Consider the following 19,781-nt stretch of genomic DNA (forward strand, 5'->3'; position numbering starts at 1 on the left):
GAACATGAACATGAACATGACACAACAAGACATCCAGGCGGTGCTGGCACGCATCCGGTCGCTGCCGCCCAAACAACAACAGGCGCTGGTTCGCATGCTCAAGCAGCAGGGCGTCGACATTTCCTCGGCGCAGGCGATAGGCCGGCGGCCGGCATCGCAGGAACCGGCGCCGCTGTCGTTCGCGCAGCAACGGCTGTGGTTCCTGGCGCAGTTGGAAGGCCACAGCGCCCACTACAACATCCCGATGGCGCTGAGGCTGGCCGGCCGGCTCGACCGGCCGGCGCTGGTGCACGCGTTGTCGGCCATCGTCGAGCGCCACGAAGCGCTGCGCCCCCGCTTCGTGGAGGTGGACGGCGTGCCGTACCAGCGCACCGAGCCGGCGGTGAACTTCGCCGTGCAGGAGGAAACCCTGCCCGAAGGCACCGACCTGCGTGCCCTCTGCGAGGACGAGGCCTTGCGGCCCTTCGACCTCGGCGCCGGCAGCCTGGTGCGCATGCGCCTCGTCGCCTGCGGGCCCGAGGAGCACGTGCTGCTGGTGACGATGCACCACAGCGTGTCCGACGGCTGGTCGCTGGGCGTGTTCTTCCGTGAGCTGGTGAGCCTGTACGGTGCCTTCTCGCGCGGCGAGCCTTCGCCGCTGCAGCCCTTGCCGATCCAGTACGCCGACTATGCGCACTGGCAGCGCGAGTGGTTGTCCGGGCAGGTGCAGGAGCGACAGATCGAATACTGGAAGCAGAAGCTCGCCGGCGTCGACCCGCAGCTGATGCTGCCCACCGACCGGCCGCGCCCGCCGGTGAAGACCTACACCGGCGCCCATGAACCGCTGCAGTGCAGCGCTGCGCTGCTGGAGGGCCTGAAGGCGCTGGGCCGCGCGCACGAGAGCACGCTGTACATGACGCTGCTGTCGGTGTGGGCCGTGCTGCTGCACCGCTACAGCCGCCAGACCGACATCGCGATCGGCACGCCGCTGGCCAACCGCAACCGGCCCGAGGTGGAGAACCTCATCGGCTTCTTCGTGAACACGCAGGTGATGCGCGCCGACCTGGACGGCCAGCCGAGCTTCGCGCAGCTGCTGGCCCGCATGAAGCGCACGGCGCTGGAAGCCTACGGCCACCAGGACGTTCCCTTCGAGGCGGTGGTCGATGCCTTGCAGCTGGAGCGCAGCCTCAGCCATTCGCCGGTGTTCCATGTGATGTTCGCGCTGCAGGAGGCGCAGGCCGAGCGCAGCCATCGGCTGGCCGACCTCGAGGTGTCCTTCGTCGACTTCGACTACAAGATCACCAAGTTCGACCTCACGCTGGATTTGCGCGAAACGCCCGACGGACTCGCCGGCAGCATCGAATACAACTGCGACCTGTTCGACCGCGCCACTGTCCAGCGCATGATCCGCCACTACGTTGCGCTGCTGGAGGCGGTGGTGGCCGAGCCGCAGGCGCCGGTCTCGCGGCTGGTCTGGCTGGGCCCGCAGGAGCGCGAGCAGGTGGTGCGCACCTGGAACCCCTGCGCGGACCATGCGCCGGCGCAAGGCATGCACGAACTCTTCGAGGCGCAGGTCGCGCGCACGCCGGATGCCGTGGCGGTGAGTTGCGACGGCGCGCAGCTGAGCTATGCCGAGCTGAACCGACGCGCCAATCGCGTGGCCCATGCGTTGCGCGGGCTCGGCGTGAAGCCCGACACGCTGGTGGCGCTGTGCGTGGAGCGCTCGCTCGAGATGGTGGTGGGCCTGCTGGGCATCGTGAAGGCGGGCGGCGCCTACGTGCCGGTCGATCCGGCTTATCCGGCGCAGCGCATCCGCTACATCCTGGAGGACTCGGGCGCCGGCCTGCTGCTCACGCAGGCCGCGCTGGCGCCCCGGTTGCCCCTGGCCACGCAGCGCGTGGTGCTGCTGGACGGGACGGGGCAGGGCGGCGAGGACCTGCTGGCCGGCCAGCCGGAGACCGACATCCCGGTGGCCGAGAGCGGCCTGCGGCCCTCGAACCTGCTCTACGTCATCTACACGTCCGGCTCCACCGGCCACCCCAAGGGCGTGCTGGTGCAGCACGACAACGTGGCGCGCCTGTTCCATGCCACCGAGGCGACGTTCCGCTTCGGCGCCTCGGACACCTGGACGCTGTTCCACTCCTTCTCGTTCGACTTCTCGGTGTGGGAGCTGTGGGGCGCGCTGCTGCATGGCGGCCGGCTGGTGGTGGTGCCCAAGACGGTGGCGCAGTCGCCGTCGGAGTTCTACCGCCTGCTGGTCGACGAGAGTGTCACGGTGCTGAACCAGACGCCCTCGGCCTTCGAGCAACTGGTGGCCGTCGACCAGGCCGAGCGGGGCCGGCTGAGCCTGCGCACCGTGGTGTTCGGCGGCGAGGCGCTCAACCCGGCCATCCTTGCGCCGTGGTTCGAGCGCCATGGCGAGTCGATCGACATGGTGAACATGTCCGGCATCACCGAGACCACGGTGCACGTGACCTGCAAGCTGCTGTCGGCCGGCGACGCGGCCGGCCAGCGCAGCATCGTCGGCCGCAAGCTGCCCGACCTGCGCCTGTACGTGCTGGCCGAGCACATGGAGCCGCTGCCCGTGGGCGTGACGGGCGAGATGTACGTGGGCGGCGCCGGCGTCGCCCGCGGCTACCTGAACCGCCCCGAGCTGACGGCGCAGCGCTTCGTTGACGACCCCTTCGCCGCGCAGCCGGGCGAGCGGCTGTACCGCACCGGCGACCTGGCGCGTTGGCTGCCCGACGGCAACCTGGAGTTCATCGGCCGCGCGGACCACCAGGTGAAGATCCGCGGTTTCCGCATCGAGACCGGCGAGATCGAGTCCCAGCTGGCACAGAGCCCGCAGGTGCAGTCCTGCGTCGTGCTGGTGCGCGAGGACCGTCCCGGGCAGAAGCAGCTGGTGGCCTACGTCGTGCCCAGGGAGCCGCTGCAGGACGACCTGCACCAGGCGCTCGGCCGCCACCTGCGCGAGCGGCTGCCCGACTACATGGTGCCGACCGCTTTCGTCGTGATGCAGGCCTTCCCGCTCACGTCCAACGGCAAGCTGGACCGCAGCGCCCTGCCGGCGCCCGACAAGACCGCGTACGCGGCCGACGAGTACGTGACTCCGGCCACCGAGGCCGAGCGGGTGCTGGCCACGTTGTGGGCCGAGCTGCTCGGCTTCGAGCCGGGCCGCATCAGCGCGCGCGACAACTTCTTCGCACTCGGCGGCCATTCGCTGCTGATCACCGTGCTGGTCGCACGCCTGAAGGAGAAGGGCTACGACGCCACGGTGCGCAGCGTCTTCGGCAGCGACACGCTGGCGGATCTGGCGTCGCAGATCGAACAGGGCGCTTCGAGCGAGGCCTACGTGGTGCCGCCCCACCGCGTGCCCGCCGGCTGCGAGCGGCTCACGCCCGACATGCTGACGCTCGTCACGCTCGACCAGCGCGAGCTGGATGCCGTGGCGGGCACCGTGCCGGACGGCGCCGCCAACGTGCAGGACATCTATCCGCTGGTGCCCTCGCAGCAGGGCATCCTGTTCCACCACCTCATCGATCCGGACAACGACCCCTACATCATCCCGGTGCTGCTGGCCGCAGACGGCCCCGTTGCCTGCGACGCGTTCGTGAACGCGCTGCGACGGCTGCTGGCGCGCCATGACGTGATGCGCACCGCCGTCGTCACCAGCGGCCTGCTCGAGCCGGTGCAGGTGGTGTACCGGCAGGCCGAGCTGCCGATCGAGCATCTGGTGCTCGAGCCGGGCCGGGACGCGATGGCCCAGGCGCAGGCGCTGCTGGAGCGCCCGCGCAGGATGCCGCTCGACCGGGCGCCGCTGCTCCAGCTGACGATCGCGGCCGATCCCGCCTCGCAGCGGCGCTTCATCCTGCTGAACGTGCACCACCTCATCGAAGACGCCAGCTCGCTGCGCCTGATCTTTGCCGAGCTGCGCGCCTCGATGGCGGGGCGGCTCGAGCAGATCGGGCCCGTGCCGGTGCCGTACCGGGACTTCGTGGCCCACACGCTGCACCAGGTGCGCACCAACGACGCCGAAGGCTTCTTCCGCCGCCGGCTCGCCGAGGTGTCGGAGCCGACGATTCCGTTCCGCCTGGCCAACGTGCACGGCGACGGCCGCACCATCCGCGACCTGCGGCGCTCGCTGCCGGCGGCGCTGGATGCGTCGATCCGCCGGCAGGCGCAGCGGCTGCGCATCAGCCCGGCCAGCCTCTTCCATGCCGCCTGGTCGCTGGTGGTGGCCGGCGCGAGCGGGCGCGACGATGTGGTGTTCGGCACCGTGCTGTCGGGCCGGCTGCAGGGCGTGCCCGGCGTGGAGCGCATGCTGGGCAACTTCATCAACACCCTGCCGCTGCGCGTCGTGCTGAAGGACCGGAGCGCCCTGCAGCTGGTGCTCGACACCGACGCCGCGCTGAAGGAACTGATCGAGTACGAGCAGAGCTCGCTGATCATGGCCCAGCGCTGCAGCGGCCTCGGCAGCGACGTGCCGCTGTTCACCTCGATGATCAACGTGCGCCACTTCGAGGGCGGCGAGGGCGAGCCGCTGCAGGAGAGCGGGGTGCGGGTGCTCGGTTCGGTGGACCGCACCAACTACCCGCTGGGCGTGTCGGTCGACGACCTGGGCACGGCGTTCTCGGTGAACGTGCAGGTCGACGAAGCCGTCTCCACCGAGACGGTGACGGGCAGCTTCCAGGCCGCGCTGCAAGGCCTGGCCGATGCCCTGCAGGAAGGGCGCGCCGAAGCCCTGCCGGCCTTGTCGATCGACGTCGTGCCGGCGGACGAGCGCCGGCGCCAGCTGGTCGACTGGAACCGCACCGACACGCCGTATCCCGCAGACCAGGTGCTGCCCGGGCTGTTCGATGAGCAGGTGCTGCGGTCGCCCGACGCGATCGCGCTGGTCTTCGGCACCCAGCAGCTGAGCTACGCGCAACTCAATGCGCGGGCCAACAAGGTCGCGCACTTCCTGCACGAGGCCGGCGTGCGGCCGGACACCGTGGTGGGCCTGTGCATGGAACGCTCGGTGGACATGGTGGCGGGGCTGCTCGGCATCCTCAAGGCTGGCGGCGCCTACTTGCCGATCGACCCGGCCTACCCGCGCGAGCGCATCGCCGGCATGCTGCAGGATTCAGGCATCTCGCTGCTGCTCAGCCAGACACGGGTGGCGCTGACGCTGCCGGACTTCGACGGCGAGGTGATCCACCTCGACGCGGGCGTGCGCGCCAGCGACGGCGCCAAGGTGTTGGTGAACCAGCCCGGTCACGACCTGCCGCGCGAACACGTCGGGCTGCAGCCGCACCACCTGGCCTACGTGATCTTCACTTCCGGCTCCACCGGCCGGCCCAAGGGCGTGATGGTGGAGCAGCGCGGCGTGGTGCGGCTGGTGCGCAACCCGGACTACTGCCCGTCCGGCGCGCACACGGTCATGCTGCAGCATTCGTCGATCTCGTTCGACGTCGGCTCGCAGGAAGTGCTGGGGCCGCTGCTCAACGGCGGGCGCCTGGTGCTGCACCAAGGCGAGACCAAGGACATCGTGCAGCTGCTCGACCACGTCGAGCGCCACGAGGTGAACATGATGTGCCTGTCGGCCGCCTTCCTGCCGGCCTTCGTGCAGGAGGCGGCCCATCGCCGGCTGCCGCTGCAATGCCTGTGCGTGGGGGGCGAGGCCTTCTCCGCGCGCGACGTGCTGGCCCTGTACGAGCGCCATCCGGGCCTGTCGGTGGTCAATGGCTACGGGCCGACCGAGAACAGCATCGCCTCCACCTGCCACGTGATCCCGCAGGACATCGCGCCGGATGCGCCGATCCCCATCGGCCGCCCGATCGCCCAGTCGACCGCCTATGTGGTGAACCGCCGGATGCGCCTGCTGCCCTGCGGCGCGGTGGGCGAGCTGTGCGTGGGCGGCGTGGGCGTGGCGCGGGGCTATCTCGGGCATCCCGAGTTGACCCGCGAGCGCTTCGTGCCCTCGCCCTTCGAGGGCAGCGAGGGCCAGCGCCTGTACCGGACCGGCGACATCGTGCGCTGGCGGCCCGATGGCCTGCTGGAGTTCGTGGGCCGCGTGGACGACCAGGTCAAGGTGCGCGGCTTCCGCATCGAGCTGGGCGAGATCGAGAGCGCGCTGCAGGCCCACCCGGACCTCAGGAGCGCCGTGGTCGCCACCGAGGCCGCGCAGGGCTCCGACAGCAAGCGCCTGGTGGCCTACATCTGCCCGAACGAGGACTACCTCGAGCGCGCCGCGCAGACGCTGCGGCCCGACAGCCTGGAGCGCTGGAACGAGCTGTTCGAGGACGAGTACGCCCGCGGCCGGCACGACGATGCCGCGCCGGGCGACCTGAACCTGGTGGGCTGGAACAGCAGCTACACCGGCGAGGCGATCCCCCAGGCGCAGATGGAGGAATGGGTCGACGGCGCGGTGCAGCGCATCCGGGCGCTGCGGCCGCGCCGCGTGCTGGAGATCGGTTGCGGCTCCGGCCTGCTGCTGCTGCGCTACGCCGGCGAGTGCGAATCGGTGCATGCGAGCGACATCTCCGCCGCGGCCCTGGCCGGCGTGCAGCGCGAGCTGAGCCGCCGGCGGTGGGATCACGTCAGCCTGTCGCAAGGCGACGCGCTGGACTTCTCGGCGCTCGCGGGCCGCACCTTCGACACGGTGGTCATCAACTCGGTCGTGCAGTACTACCCGAGCCGGGCCTACCTGGAGCAGGCGCTGCAGGGGCTGTGGCCCTATATCGAGGAAGGTGGCCGCATCTTCATTGGCGACGTGCGCAACGCCGACCTGATGTCGGCCCACTTGTGCGCGGTGGAGCGCAGTCGCATGGTGGGCGGGGTGCCCGCCGCCACGCTGGCCGGCCGCCTGTACCGCCGCCGCATGCAGGAGGGCGAGCTGCTCGTCAGCCCGAGCTTCTTCATGCACCTGGCGCGGCGGCTTGCCGGCGCCGGCCGCACGGACATCCTGCTCAAGCGTGGCCTCGGCGACAACGAGATGCTGAGCTACCGCTATGACGTGGTGCTCGCCAAGGGCGCGGCGCAGCCGGCCCCGGCACTGGCCTGGTTGCCGGCGTCTTCGCCCGACGACGTGCGCCAGCTGCTGGAGCGCGGCGCCCCCGAGCGCTTTGGCGTGCATGGGCTGCGCAACCCCCGCATCCGCGAGGACGTGGCGGCCGCCGACGTGCCGGGCCGCGCACCGGCGGGCCAACGGGTCGATCCGCTGGGGCCCAGCCGCTGGTCCGAACAGGCCAGGCAGGAGGTCGAGGCCTTCGACGCGCTGATCGAGCATGCCGCGGCCCGAGGCTACCGCTGCGAAGCCACCTGGTCGCAGGACGTTCCCGATGGCGTGGACCTGCTCTTCGGCCGCAGCGAGCTGCCCGCCGTGCAGGCGCGCAGCCCCTATGCCCAGACCTACTGGACCAACCACCCGCAGATCGCCCGGCTGGGCCAGGAGTTGTCGCGTGGCGTGAAGCAGCACCTGTCGCGCACGCTGGCCGAATACATGGTGCCCAACATCTTCGTGGTGCTGGAGGCACTGCCGCTGACGCCCAACGGCAAGGTCGACAAGCGCGCCTTGCCGGCGCCTGAGGAGGAGGACGTGCAGAAGGAGGCCTATGCCGCACCGCGCAACGGCGAGGAACAGGCGCTGTGCCGCATGCTGCAGGAGATCCTCGGCCTGCAGCGCGTGGGCATCCGCGACGACTTCTTCGAACTCGGCGGCCACTCGCTGCTGGCCACGCGGCTGACCGCCCGGGTCCGGCAGGAGCTGGGCAAGGATTTGCCGCTCAAGGCCGTCTTCGACGGCCGCACGGTGGAGCGCATCGCGGCCCTGGTGCAGCAAGAGAAGGCCGAGGCGCAGACGGTGCTGCCGCGCCGCGTGGCCGCGGACTCGGGGGCGCTCGCCCCGATCTCCTTCTACCAGGAAGAGGATCTGTGGTTCCTGCGTCGGCGCCCGCACCTGGCGCTGGGCCACGACAACGTGCAGCTGGTGTTCCGCCTCATCGGCGAGCTGGACCTCGACGCTTATGCGCGCAGCTGCCAGTTGCTGGTCGAGCGTCATGGCGTGCTGCGCACGAGCTTCGTCGAGAAGGACGGCGTGGCGTGGCAGAAAGTGAATCCGGCCGAGGGCTTTCAGGCGGGCATCGAGAGGATGCCCGACGAGAATGCGCTGGAGGAGTTCCTCAAGGCCGAGAAGGCGCGGCCATTCGAGCCGGCCGGGCCCTTCACCGTGCGCATCCACCTGTTGGTGTTCTCGGATCTGGAGCGCGTGGTGGTCGTGACGCGGCCTTGGGGCATCTTCGATGGCTACTCGACGCCCGTCGTGCTTTTTCCCGACCTGTCCGCGATCTACGCGGCCATCAGTCTCGGGCGGGTGCCGCAGCTGCCGCCGCCGCCCCTGCAGTACGTGGACTTCGCGCACTGGCAACGCGAAACCTTCACGCCCGAGGTGCTGCAGCCCAAGATCGACTACTGGACGCAGCGGCTGGCTGGCGCGCCGCGCGACCTGCGGTTGAAGACCGACTACCGCCGGCCGTTGGTGCTCTCCGGCAAGGGCGCGGCGGTGCATTTCCTGGTCCCGCCCAAGTTCATCAAGAAGCTCAAGGACTTCGGCCGGCAGCATGACTTCTCGCTGTACGTGGTGATGCTGTCGGCCTACGCCATCTTGCTGGCCGACTACACCGACGAGACCGACATGCTGATCGGCTCGCCGATCAGCAACCGGTCGCGGCCGGAGCTCGAGCAGATGATGGGCCATTTCGTCAACGTGCTGGTCATGCGCGCCGACGTATCGCAAGGGCAGCGCTACATCGACGTGCTGTCGCGCATGAAGGTGACGGCGCAGGAAGGGCTCAACCACGCCGACGTGCCGCTGCGCTGCGTGGTGCAGAGCCTGTCGCTGCCCACGCTGCCGGGCCAGGCCTCGTTGTTCCACGTGATGTTCAACCTGGTGACGCTGCCGGAGGACTTCTCCAACCGCTACAACAACCAGGCCATCGTGCACTACCGGCCGGAGTCCGAGACGGCCAAGCTGGACCTCAACATGGCCATGCAGGACACCAACATGGGCCTGGCCGCCTCCATCGAGTACAGCATCGACCTGTTCGCCAGGACGACCATCGAAAAAATGGCGGCCCGCTACCGACAGGTGCTGGCCGACATGGTCGCCAACCCGCTGGCCCTGCTGTCCGAGCGCTCGGACCTTGCCGTCGCCCTGGAGGAGGGCGATGAAAAGCCGGCGGCCTGAGAGGCCATTGCAACGACACAACACCCGGAAAGACACGACTTATTATATGCAACAGGAAGACATCACGAAACTGCTGGCCGCCGCCATCCTGGAGCTGCGGCCCTCGCTGGAGGGACGGCCCCTTGGCCCCAGCGATTCGCTGGAGGCGCTCGGCCTGGACTAGATGGAGCGCGCCGACATCGTCATGCTCGTGCTCGAGCACATGAACCTTCGGATCCCGCTGGTCCAGACCTTCGGCCCCCGCAACATCGGCGAACTCGCGAGGCTGCTGAGTGAGAAATCCGCCGCCTGAATTGCTGGTGACCGGGATGGGCGTGGCCACGGCCGTAGGCGTGGGCCTGCCCGCCTTCGAGCAGGCGCTGTTCGAGGGCGCGCATCGCTTTGCCGTGATGCGGCGCCCGGGTCGCCAGCGCGACACCGCCTTCATCGGCGCCGAGATCGCTTCGGTCCCGAGCAGCGGCCGGCTGCCTGCCCATGTGCTGCGCACCGCCTCGCTGAGCTCTCGGGTGGCGCTGGCCACGCTGGAGCAGGCGTGGCAGGAGGCTGCGCTGGACGACACGGACCCGCAACGCGTGGGCCTGGTCGTGGGCGGCAGCAACCTGCAGCAGCGCGAACTCGTCCTGCTGCAAGAGCGCCACCGCGACGCGCCCGGCTTCATGCCGCCCAGCTATGCGATGACCTTCCTGGACAGCGACGTCTGCGGCCTGTGCACACAGGCCTTCGGCATCCGCGGCTTTGCGCATGCCTGCGGCGGCGCTTCCGCGGCGGGACAGCTGGCGATCATCGAGGCCGCGGAGGCGGTGACTGCCGGCCGGGTGGATGCGTGCGTCGCCCTCGGCCCGATGATGGACCTGTCGTATTGGGAATGCTTGGCCCTGCAGTCCAGCGGCGCGATGGTGTGCGACGGCGCGCAGGACCCTGGCGGCGCCTACCGACCCTTCGACCGCCGGCATGCCGGCTTCGTCTACGGCGAGGCCTGCGCAGCCCTGGTCGTCGAGCGCGCCGGGGCGCGGCGGCTGCCGGCGGCCGCTCATGGGCGCATCGCCGGCTGGGCCGTGCAAATGGACGCCAACCGCAATCCCAATCCTTCGGTGGAAGGCGAGGCCCAGGCCGTTGCCGCCGCGCTGGCCCATGCGGGCTGGCAGCCGAAGGACGTGGACTACGTGAACCCGCACGGCACCGGCTCGCCGCTGGGCGACACCACCGAGCTGAAGGCGCTGCGCGCCTGCGGTCTCGCGCACGCGGCGATCAACGCCACCAAGTCCATCACCGGCCACGGCCTCGCGGCCGCGGGCGCGGTGGAGGCGGTGGCGACGCTGGTGCAGATGAAGCGGGGGTGGCTCCATCCCACCCGCAACCTCCGCGAGCCGCTGGATCCGGACTTCGGATGGGTGGCCGACACGTCCCGCGAGATGCACATCGGACGCAGTCTCAGCCTCAGCATGGGCTTCGGCGGCATGAACACTGCCCTGTGCCTGACCCAATGAATCCAACAAGGAGAACCCCCATGCCCCCCGTCGGTATCGAGGCAATGAACGTGTTCGGCGGCTGCGCAGTCGCGGACGTGATGGAACTGGCCCGCCACAGGCAGCTGGAACCGTCCAGGTTCGAGAACCTGCTGATGAAGGAGAAGACGGTCGCATTTCCGTTCGAGGACCCGGTGACCTTCGCGGTCAACGCCGCCAAGCCGATCGTCGACGCGCTCTCGCCGCAGGAGCGCGACCGCATCGAACTGCTGATCACCTGCACCGAATCGGCCTTCGACTTCTCCAAGTCGCTCAGCACTTACCTGCACGACCAGCTGGGGCTGAACCGCAACTGCCGCATGTTCGAGTTGAAGCAGGCCTGCTATGCGGGCACCGCGGGCCTGCAGATGGCGGCGAACTTCATCCTCGCCGGCACCTCGCCCGGCGCCAAGGCGCTGGTGGTGGCCACCGACATCTCTCGCTTCGTCATCGAGGAGGGTGGCGACCGGTTGTCCGCCGACTGGTCGTACGCCGAGCCCAGCGGCGGGGCCGGCGCGGTGGCCATGCTGGTCAGTGACCAGCCCACGGTGTTCCAGCTCGACGTGGGCGCCAGCGGCTACCACGGCTACGAGGTGATGGACACCTGCCGGCCGGGGGCGGACACCGAGGCCGGCGATGCCGACCTGTCGTTGCTGTCCTACCTCGACTGCCATGAGCAGTCCTTCGCCGAGTACTGCCGCCGTGTCGAGGGCGTGAACTATCGCAAGACCTTCCAGTACCTCGCGTTCCACACGCCCTTCGGCGGCATGGTGCGAGGCGCGCACCGCTCGATGATGCGCAAGGCCGGCAACGCCACGCCGGGCGAGATCGCCGACGACTTCGAGGTGCGCGTGCGGCCGGGGCTCGCCTACTGCCAGCGGGTGGGCAACATCATGGGAGCGACCGTGTTCCTCTCGCTGGCCAGCACGGTGTGCAACGGCGACTTCAACCGCCCGGCGCGCATCGGCTGCTTCTCGTACGGGTCAGGCTGCTGCGCGGAGTTCTACAGCGGCGTGGTCACAGCCGAGGGCGCCGCACGCCTGAAGGCGATGGACATTGCCGGCCACCTGGACCGCCGCTACCGCCTGCCGATGGACGAGTACGAGCGCCTGCTCGACGACAGCAGCCTGGTGCGTTTGGGCACCCGCAACCAGTCCTTCGACCTGGCGGCGGCGAGCCGCATCGTGCAGGCCGCTGGTGGCACGCCGAGGCTGGTGCTGAAGGCCATCCGGGAGTTCCACCGGGAGTACGAGTGGGTGCAGTGAACTACCGGACGCTGAAGCTGCGGCGCCAGGGGCCGGCGTGGCATGTGCAGCTGAACCGGCCGGAGGCCGGCAACACGATCGACGCCCGCATGGTGGGCGAGCTGGAGGACGTGCTGGGCACCCTCGTCCCCGGCTCGGGCGCTTCCATCCTGGTGCTCGAAGGCCAGCCGGAGGTGTTCAGCCTGGGCGCGGACTTCGGGGAAATCGGCGCGGCCGCGGCCGACGGGCAGGGCATGGCCTTCGATCCGCAGCAACTGTTCGGCGTGCTCGAGCGCCTGGCCTTCGGCGACGTGATCTCGGTGGCCCACGTGCGCGGCAAGGCCCATGCCGGTGGCGTGGGCCTCGCGGCGGCTTGCGACGTCGTGCTCGCCGACGCGAGTGCGGTGTTCAGCCTGTCCGAGCTGCTGTTCGGGCTGGCGCCGGCGGTGATCTTTCCGTTCCTCCTGCGGCGCCTGGGCTTCCAGCGCGCGCACTACCTTGCCAGCACGACGCAGCCGGTGGGCGCGCGGCAAGCCTGTGAATGGGGTCTGGTGGACGCCTTCGAGGAACGAAGCGATCTGCTGCTGGCCCGGCACCTGTCGCGCATGCGCCGCATGCCGGCCGCCGCGGTCGCGCGCTACAAGGCCTACGTGCGCGAGCTTGCCGCGCTGCCGGCCGGTACGCGCGAGGCCGCCTTGCGGCTGAGCAAGGCCATGTTCGCCGACCCGCAAAGCATGGCCGCGATCCGGCGCTATGCGGAGCAAGGGCTGTTTCCGTGGGAAACGGCCTGAGAGGCTGAGAGTATTTCGATCATGCCCGCTCATCACGCCAGAAGGCGCCCGCTCGTCGTTGCAAATGCCCGCCATAGCCCGAGCTATGGCTGTGCTTTGCGCCTGGATCGGCCACCTTCTGGCGCGCTGCTCGGGCACGCTCGAAAAACTCTCAGCCTCTGAATCCAGACATCTCTAGAAGGGAAGAAGAATGAAGACCAAGACCGTATGCATGTTCCCGGGCCAAGGCTCGCAATTCGGGGGCATGGGCGAAGCACTGTTCGAGCGCTACCCCGACCTGGCGGCGCAGGCCGACGCCTGCCTGGGCTACTCGCTGCGCGAGCTGTGCGTGCGCGATCCGGACCACGTGCTCAGCCACACGCAGTACACCCAGCCCGCGCTGTACGTCGTGGGCGCGCTGGCTTACCTGGACTGGCGGGCCCAGGGCCATCCGGCGCCCGACTACGTGGCCGGTCACAGCCTGGGCGAGTACTGTGCGCTGTTCGCCGCGGGTGCGTTCGACTTCATCACCGGGCTGAAGCTGGTGAGCAGGCGCGGCGAGCTGATGAGCCGCGCGCCCAAGGGCGCGATGGCGGCCATCCTCAACATCGACCCGCCGAGCGTCGAGCGCGTGCTGGCTTCGCTGCCATTCAGGAACATCGACCTGGCCAACATCAATTCGCGCAAGCAGTGCATCATCTCCGGCCTGTACGAGGAGATCCACGCGCCCCAGCTGCAACAGGCCTTCGCCGAGGCGGGCGCAAGCGTCCTGCCGCTGAACGTGAGCGCCGCATTCCACTCCCGCTGCATGAAGGACGTGGAGGGCGAGTTCGGCCGCTTCCTCTCGCAGTTCAACTTCGGCGAGCTGAAGATCCCGGTGGTGGCCAACTACACGGCACGCCCGTATCCGTCCACCGGCTATTTGGACCTGCTGCGCTTGCAGATCTCCCATTCGGTGCGCTGGTACGAATCGGCCTCCTGGCTGCTGGCGCAAGGCTGCACCCACTTTCAAGAGCTGGGTGCCGGCGAGGTGCTTGCCAGGCTGCAGGTCAAGATCGCGGCCGATCCGCTGGTGCTGCCGCTCGACGAGGCGCCAGCCGCGGCCGCGCCATCCACGGCGCCGCGCCCCGGCGCGAATCCGGACCTGCAACCGGGCATGCGCCCCGCGCCGCGCCGCCGGGCGAGGCTGGTGTTCATGTACGCGGGGCAGGGCAGCCAGTACTACCGCATGGGCCAGCAGCTGTACGACACCCACGAGGTGTTCCGCGGCGCCATGGACCGCTGCGCGCAGGAGTACCGCGAGCTCACCGGGCAGTCGCTGCTGGACCTGCTCTACCACGGCCCGGGCAAGGGCACGCCCTTCGTCGAGTTGCAAGGCTCGCATGGGGCGCTGTTCAGCATCGGCCATTCGCTCACCGAAACCCTGCGGGCCGAAGGCTTCGAGCCGGACGCAGTGCTGGGGCACAGCCTGGGCGAGTACGTGGCGTGCGCCGTCGCGGGCGCCCTGGATTGGCGTCAGGCGCTGCGCCTGGTCCTGCGCCAGTCGACCCTGTTCGGGCCGCTGGTGGGGCAGGGAGGGCTGCTCAGCGTGCTGGCCGAACCGCGCTTGTTCGAGCAGCGTCCGGCACTGTTCGGCGACCTCGCGCTCGCCGGCGTGAACTACCAGGGCAACTTCCTGCTCAGCGGCCGGCATGCGGCGCTGGAGCTGGCGCAGGCCCGGCTGGAGGATGAAGGCATCGTCTGCATCCGGCTGCCGGTGCCGGCGGCCTTCCATTCGCCGGAACTCGATCCGTTCGAGCAAGCCTTCGTGAGCGCGGTGCGGGAGATGCCCATCCACCGGCCGCGGCTGCCGATGTATTCGGCTGCCACCGCGGCGGTGCTCGGCTCCGAGTGGCTCGAAGACCATGCCGCTCATTTCTGGCGCGTCGTGCGCGAGCCGATCCGCTTCGACCGGCTGATCGACTGCGCGTTCGAGGAGGCGGGCGACGTCTATTTCGTGGACCTCAGTGCAAGCGGCTCCTTCGCCAACTTCATGAAGTATGGCTTCCCGGGCCGCCAGCCTTGCCGCAGCGCGATCAACCAGTTCGGCAATGACAAGGCCTCCCTGTCCGCGCTGCTCGCCGATCTGCGTGCGCTCGGCTGAGAGGCTGAGAGTATTTCGATCATGCCCGCTCATCACGCCAGAAGGCGCCCGCTCGTCGTTGCAAATGCTCGCCATAGCCCGAGCTATGGCTGCGCTTTGCGCCTGGATCGGCCACCTTCTGGCGCGCTGCTCGGGCACGCTCGAAAAACTCTCAGCCTCTGAGTGATGGCCATGGAACTGACGATCACCGGCACATGGGGCAGCGACCCGCGCTGTGGCGAGGTGGCGTTGTCGCTGCGGGATTCGCTGGGACGTCTCTCGGCGCAGGCCTCGATGCTGCAACCGACCGGGGAGGGCGTGCCGGCACTGACGGTGGACGACGCGTGCGTGGGCGATTTCGAGAAGCACTGGGCCCGCCACGGCGACGCCCGGCTGCGTGTGCGCATCGAGTCCGACGATCCAGCTTTCCTCGCGCTGGACTGGGAACGCTGGCCGCTGCCTGGCACGAGCGTTGCGCTGGGTGAACGGGCGGCGGTGCTGACCCGCGCCATGCCGCGGTGCAAGCGCGATGCGGAACTGGAGCTCGGGCTGTCCGTCGCGCGGCCCTTGCAGGTGCGGCATCTGGTGAGCCGGCCGGACCTCCCGCTAGCCTACGAGCGCGAAACCCACCTGTTCCGCGAACTTGCGGGCCTGGCGGCGCTTGGCCCTGGCGTGCAGGTGCAGCCGCTGCTCGAGCGGGACTGGCAGGCGATTCGCTCCCGGCTGTGCACCGGCGGCATCCAGCAGGTGCAGGTGCTGCGGTACGACGGCCCCGTGCGCGTGGACGGCGGGGGTGCCATGGTGGCGTGCGATTCCGGGCCTGCAGGGCAGGCGGAATGGCTGGGCGCCCGCGCATTCGGCGCCATGGCACGCACGGCTGGTGCGGCGCTGGTGATGGTCTCCACGCCGCTGTGCTTCGACGGCGCCGGCCGGGTGGATGCGCCATCGGCGCTCGCGCTGCTGGCCTGCGCGCTGCTGGACGAGGGCGTGCCGGCGGTGGTGGTGCTCCGGACGGAATGCCCGCCGTGGGTGGGCGGCCCGGCGCTTGCCGAGGTGCTTGCACAGGCGTGCGGCGGCCTGGCCGTGCAGGACGCTGTCGCGCAGGCGGCGGCGCGCTGGACTGTCTCCCAGGAGGTCGCGGCGCGCCCGTTGCTTTATGCGAACCAGGATGTCTGTCTCTTCGAGGGCGCCCTGCCGCGTGCCACCGGTGAGCCGGGGCCGCAGGCGCCTGCCGTGCCGCACCAGCATCTTCACGGCTTCTTGCCGGGGCTGCTGGCTCCGCAGCTGCCGGCAGGCACCGATGGCGGCTTCGTGGCGGCGCTGTCCTTGCTGCACGGGGGAAAGCGCCTTCGCATCGAGGGCCTGCCCGGTCAAGGAAAGACCTATCTCGCGCACCTGCTCGCCACCCAGCTTTGCAGCGGCTGCGACCGGGCCTTCTACTTCGACTTCACGGACGGTTTTTTCACGGCCGCCGAGATGGCGCAGATGATCGCCCCCGTGCTCGGCGTCCGTGCCGAGGACGTGCCACACACGCTGGAGGCATCGCGCCATGTGCTGGTGCTCGACAGTTACCTGGCTCGCTCTGCCGGCGGCGTGGAGCCATCAGCGCAGGACGTGCAGGAGCTGGAGTGTTTCCTCGAGGGGCTGGGGTCTTCCAATGTCCTGATCTTCACCGGGGAGGCAGCCCGCCGCAGCGGCCTGCGAGATGTACAGATTTTCAGGTTGCCGCGGCTCTCCAGCGAAGCGCTAACCTACCTGACCACGCAGCCTTCGGGCCCGGCCAATGGCCGGGCGAACGACCCGGCGTATCGTGCATTGATGGCGCAGGCGGATGGAAACCCATGGCTGGCGCAGCGCATCGCTGCGCAATGGGGCCATGTGGCGGCCGATCGCCTGCAGGCGGACATGCAGGCGCTGTCTTCCGATGCGCAGCAGGATCCGGTCATGGTCTGGTACGCGCAGCAGTGGCAGCGGCTGCCGCCGTCGTGGCGGCGTTGGGCCCTCGTTGCGATGGAGCACCCTGGCTTGTTCCTGGAGGTCTTCGGTGCGTCGCTGGACGCCGGCGGGCCAGGGCTCGCCGCCTCGGCTTGGCTGGCGGTCGACGGCGATGCGAGGCAGCCCTTGGCCGCCGGGCTGGAACTGCTCGAGCGTGCGGGCTTCGTTGAGCGCCGTGCCTGGGGCCATGTGTTCGAGCGTCGGAGCCTGCGCTTCCTGGCCGGGGTGCGCGATGCAGACCGTCCGCCGTCCGATGCCGATGTCTCGCTCAGCGCATTCGCGTGCGAATCGTTCGTGCTCGTGATGGGGCATTTGCAGCGGCAGGACCATCCGGCCGTGAGCAGCAACGTGCTGGGCAGTCGCCATCACCTGGCCCGGCACATGGAGCGCCTGTGGACGGCCCAACGTTGGAGCAACCTGGACGAAACCTTGCGGCAAGTCGAGGCCTTCTTCACACCACGAGGCCTGGGCCCGGAGCTCTCGCAGTGGGCCAGGGCGCTGCTCACCCGGCTTCCCGCACCGGCGCGCCCGGTCGCCGAGGACGAGAGCCTTGCCGCTTGCTGGCTGCGCCTGTGCGGCTTGGCGCTGCGCGGCACGCAGAAGGAGGGGTTGGGCTGCCTGGCGCAGGCGCGAGCGGCGTTCGACGGCTGGCTGCGACGCCAGGACCCCGCGGAGGCCGGCCGGCGGCCTGCGCTGTACTCGGCCAGCGTCGATTTCCTGCAGCGTTGCGCAAAAGTGGAAGAGTCGCGGGGGGACATCCTGCATCTGGCAGACCACGCGCTGAAGGCGTTCCGCGTGCACGAAGTGTGGCCGCTGGTTGCGCGGCAGCTGCTGCTGTCGGCTTCCTGCCTGTTCGAGCAGGGCGAGCGGACGGCGGCATTGGCACGGCATGCCGAACTGCTGGACCTGCTGCAGCGCGAAGGGGCGTTGCCTGCGGCACAACGGGGGCAAGTGCGGATGCAACTGCTGGTGCAGCGGCTGCAGCAGGGCGTGGCTGATGGAACGCAGCCCTTGCTGGACCACTGCCGCCGCGAGGCCGGCTCGCAGCCGGCGCCGCTGCTGGAGTTTTTGCAGGCCGATCTCTGGCGGCTCTGCGGCGAACGCGACCGCGCGCGGGCGGGCTACCAGTCGCTGGCCGGGCGCATGCCGACGGCCGAGCTGGAGGCCCAACGGCAATCGAGACTGGAGGCGCTCAACGGCGACGCATTGCAGGAGCCGGCGTCCGTATGACACGTGTGATGGCGGTCTCCGACCTGCATGCGGACTTCGAAGAGAACGCCGGGTGGGCGACTTTGCTGTCGCTGTGGGACCACCGGTCCGACGTGCTAATCGTTGCGGGGGACGTGTCGGACCGGCTGCCGGTGGTGCAAAGGACGCTGGAGGCGCTGGCGCGTCGATTCGACGCCGTGCTCTTCGTGCCGGGCAACCACGAGCTCTGGGTGGTCCGCGAGGAGTCGGGCTCCGGCGATTCCCTGCAGAAGTTCGAGCGCGTGCTGCACGCGGCCGGACAGAGCGGGGTCTTGACCGGCTCGCTGCGGAGGCCGGGGCTGCGCGTCGTTCCCTTGCAGTCGTGGTACGACCATTCCTTTGGCGAGCCGGGTGCCGAACTCCGGCGGGTGTGGGCGGACTTCGTGGCCTGCCGCTGGCCCGACGGCTGGCAGGCGCCTGAAGTGGCCCGGGAGATGTTCGCACGCAACCCGCCTGAACCGCCTCGCGCCGAGGGTGAAACGTTGATCAGCTTCTCGCACTTCATGCCACGCATCGACCTGATGCCGGCCGGTGTGCCGGCGCGAGTACGCATGCTGTTTCCGGTGCTCGGCACGAGCCGCCTTGACACGGAGATCCGCCGTTTGAAGGCGTCGGTGCACGTCTATGGCCACAGCCATCTCAACCGCGACGTGCAGGTCGCGGGATTGAGGTACGTCAACAACGCCTACGGCTATCCCCACGAGACAGCGATTGCCGCGAAGCGGCTGCTGACCGTGTGGGAATGCTGAGGGAGGCTGTCAGCGCACGGCGCTGATGCGCTCGAATCGAATCAGCTTCGGGGTGCTGGCTTCGTACTTCCGAGCTGCGTACATTGACAGGCCACAGCCCTGCAGGAGACTCGAATGAACGAAGTTGTTGTCGTCATCGGACCAGGATCGATCGGTCAGGCGATCGCCAGGCGCGTGAGTGCGGGCAAGCATGTGCTGCTCGCAGACCTGCGCGAAGAAAATGCCCACGCCGCAGGGAAGGTCCTCAGCGAAGCCGGATACGAGGTAAGCACGGCGATTGTCGACGTTTCGTCGCGTGAGTCCGTGCATGCACTGGTCGATCATCCGGCGATATCCCGCCCCGCGCGGGCCGGTGAGTTCGTCCTTGGCAAGTGGAGTGATGATGATGCCCGGGCTGATCGCACTAATCAGCCGATTTTGAGGGTCGGATTTTGTGCCGTTGGAGGCCTTCAAAAGGCCTGTTTTTCGAAATTCACGGCACGTTTTCGTCACAGTCACGGAGGCGGTTTTGGGTGCTCAAGGTTGCCTCGCGGGAACAGACTCGCTGCGGACTTATCGGCAAGAACATCTCGGCCGGCCGCTAAGCAGACATTCGTCGAATGTTTGCAATCGACGAATGTTTGGAACATACTAGAACCGCACCAACCCAACCACTCCCTCCTCATGCGCTCCGATGTCACGCACACGCAAATAGTACTGCAGCTGGTGCGCAAGAACGGCTGGCTGCGCGCGAGCGATCTGGCCGATGCGGGTGTGCCGCGCGTGGTCCTGACACGCATGGCGGCAAGGGGCCAACTGGAGCGAGCAGCGCGCGGGCTGTACCGTCTTCCAGACAGCGGTAGCCAAGGGGTTCTACGCCCAAACCGCCGGAAATTCCGACGCCACGGGTAAAACAAAATTTCCAGGCGCCAACCCCTTCAGCGAGTCGGCTCAGCGAACACCGCCG

General features: G+C 69.1%; 10 protein-coding genes and 1 pseudogene. All 11 read left to right on the forward strand.

The genetic code is table 11. The annotated features are described in order from the left end of the window. Positions 1 to 4 precede the first annotated feature (4 nt). The 11 genes and pseudogenes from AC30NL_RS10690 to AC30NL_RS10740 all read left to right on the forward strand — a co-directional run bounded on the left by AC30NL_RS10690 (position 5) and on the right by AC30NL_RS10740 (position 19,726). Complete coding sequence (locus AC30NL_RS10690; protein WP_489463985.1) at positions 5 to 9,202, forward strand: amino acid adenylation domain-containing protein; 9,198 nt, start codon at positions 5 to 7, stop codon at positions 9,200 to 9,202. Positions 9,203 to 9,248: 46 nt separating this feature from the next. Beyond that, positions 9,249 to 9,365, forward strand: coding sequence for an acyl carrier protein (locus tag AC30NL_RS10695; protein WP_489463986.1), 117 nt, complete (start codon positions 9,249 to 9,251; stop codon positions 9,363 to 9,365). Further along, complete coding sequence (locus AC30NL_RS10700; RefSeq protein WP_489463987.1) at positions 9,366 to 9,494, forward strand: acyl carrier protein; 129 nt, start codon at positions 9,366 to 9,368, stop codon at positions 9,492 to 9,494. It begins immediately after the preceding gene. A 1-nt stretch (position 9,495) separates the two neighbouring features. After that, the gene (locus AC30NL_RS10705) at positions 9,496 to 10,689 is read left to right on the forward strand and encodes a beta-ketoacyl synthase N-terminal-like domain-containing protein (protein ID WP_489463988.1); all 1,194 of its coding nucleotides are present in this window, start codon (positions 9,496 to 9,498) and stop codon (positions 10,687 to 10,689) included. A 20-nt stretch (positions 10,690 to 10,709) separates the two neighbouring features. Further along, positions 10,710 to 11,972: a hydroxymethylglutaryl-CoA synthase family protein gene (locus tag AC30NL_RS10710; RefSeq protein ID WP_489463989.1), complete on the forward strand. Its 1,263-nt coding sequence runs from the start codon at positions 10,710 to 10,712 to the stop codon at positions 11,970 to 11,972. Beyond that, positions 11,969 to 12,742, forward strand: coding sequence for an enoyl-CoA hydratase/isomerase (locus AC30NL_RS10715; protein ID WP_489463990.1), 774 nt, complete (start codon positions 11,969 to 11,971; stop codon positions 12,740 to 12,742). Before AC30NL_RS10710 ends, AC30NL_RS10715 begins: the two co-directional genes overlap by 4 nt. Positions 12,743 to 12,932: 190 nt before the next feature. Then, positions 12,933 to 14,864, forward strand: a complete 1,932-nt coding sequence (gene fabD, locus AC30NL_RS10720; protein ID WP_489463991.1) for an ACP S-malonyltransferase — start codon at positions 12,933 to 12,935, stop codon at positions 14,862 to 14,864. Positions 14,865 to 15,035: 171 nt separating this feature from the next. Next, the gene (locus AC30NL_RS10725) at positions 15,036 to 18,068 is read left to right on the forward strand and encodes a P-loop NTPase family protein (protein WP_489463992.1); all 3,033 of its coding nucleotides are present in this window, start codon (positions 15,036 to 15,038) and stop codon (positions 18,066 to 18,068) included. Next, the gene (locus tag AC30NL_RS10730) at positions 18,065 to 18,835 is read left to right on the forward strand and encodes a metallophosphoesterase family protein (RefSeq protein ID WP_489463993.1); all 771 of its coding nucleotides are present in this window, start codon (positions 18,065 to 18,067) and stop codon (positions 18,833 to 18,835) included. Before AC30NL_RS10725 ends, AC30NL_RS10730 begins: the two co-directional genes overlap by 4 nt. A gap of 114 nt (positions 18,836 to 18,949) precedes the next feature. Beyond that, positions 18,950 to 19,156: pseudogene (locus AC30NL_RS10735) on the forward strand (SDR family NAD(P)-dependent oxidoreductase); the annotation flags it as partial. Positions 19,157 to 19,498: 342 nt separating this feature from the next. Continuing rightward, complete coding sequence (locus tag AC30NL_RS10740) at positions 19,499 to 19,726, forward strand: type IV toxin-antitoxin system AbiEi family antitoxin domain-containing protein (RefSeq protein WP_489463994.1); 228 nt, start codon at positions 19,499 to 19,501, stop codon at positions 19,724 to 19,726. Positions 19,727 to 19,781 lie beyond the last annotated feature (55 nt).

Source organism: Rhizobacter sp. (assembly GCA_021153565.1).
Taxonomy (GTDB): domain Bacteria; phylum Pseudomonadota; class Gammaproteobacteria; order Burkholderiales; family Burkholderiaceae_C; genus Albitalea.

Excerpts from the sequence above, each read along its gene's own strand:
- AC30NL_RS10690 (WP_489463985.1), top strand. The coding sequence starts at position 5 with ATGAACATGAACATGACACAACAAGACATCCAGGCGGTGCTGGCACGC.
- AC30NL_RS10695 (WP_489463986.1), top strand. The coding sequence starts at position 9,249 with ATGCAACAGGAAGACATCACGAAACTGCTGGCCGCCGCCATCCTGGAG.
- AC30NL_RS10700 (WP_489463987.1), top strand. The coding sequence starts at position 9,366 with ATGGAGCGCGCCGACATCGTCATGCTCGTGCTCGAGCACATGAACCTT.
- AC30NL_RS10710 (WP_489463989.1), top strand. The coding sequence starts at position 10,710 with ATGCCCCCCGTCGGTATCGAGGCAATGAACGTGTTCGGCGGCTGCGCA.
- fabD (WP_489463991.1), top strand. The coding sequence starts at position 12,933 with ATGAAGACCAAGACCGTATGCATGTTCCCGGGCCAAGGCTCGCAATTC.
- AC30NL_RS10725 (WP_489463992.1), top strand. The coding sequence starts at position 15,036 with ATGGAACTGACGATCACCGGCACATGGGGCAGCGACCCGCGCTGTGGC.
- AC30NL_RS10730 (WP_489463993.1), top strand. The coding sequence starts at position 18,065 with ATGACACGTGTGATGGCGGTCTCCGACCTGCATGCGGACTTCGAAGAG.
- AC30NL_RS10740 (WP_489463994.1), top strand. The coding sequence starts at position 19,499 with ATGCGCTCCGATGTCACGCACACGCAAATAGTACTGCAGCTGGTGCGC.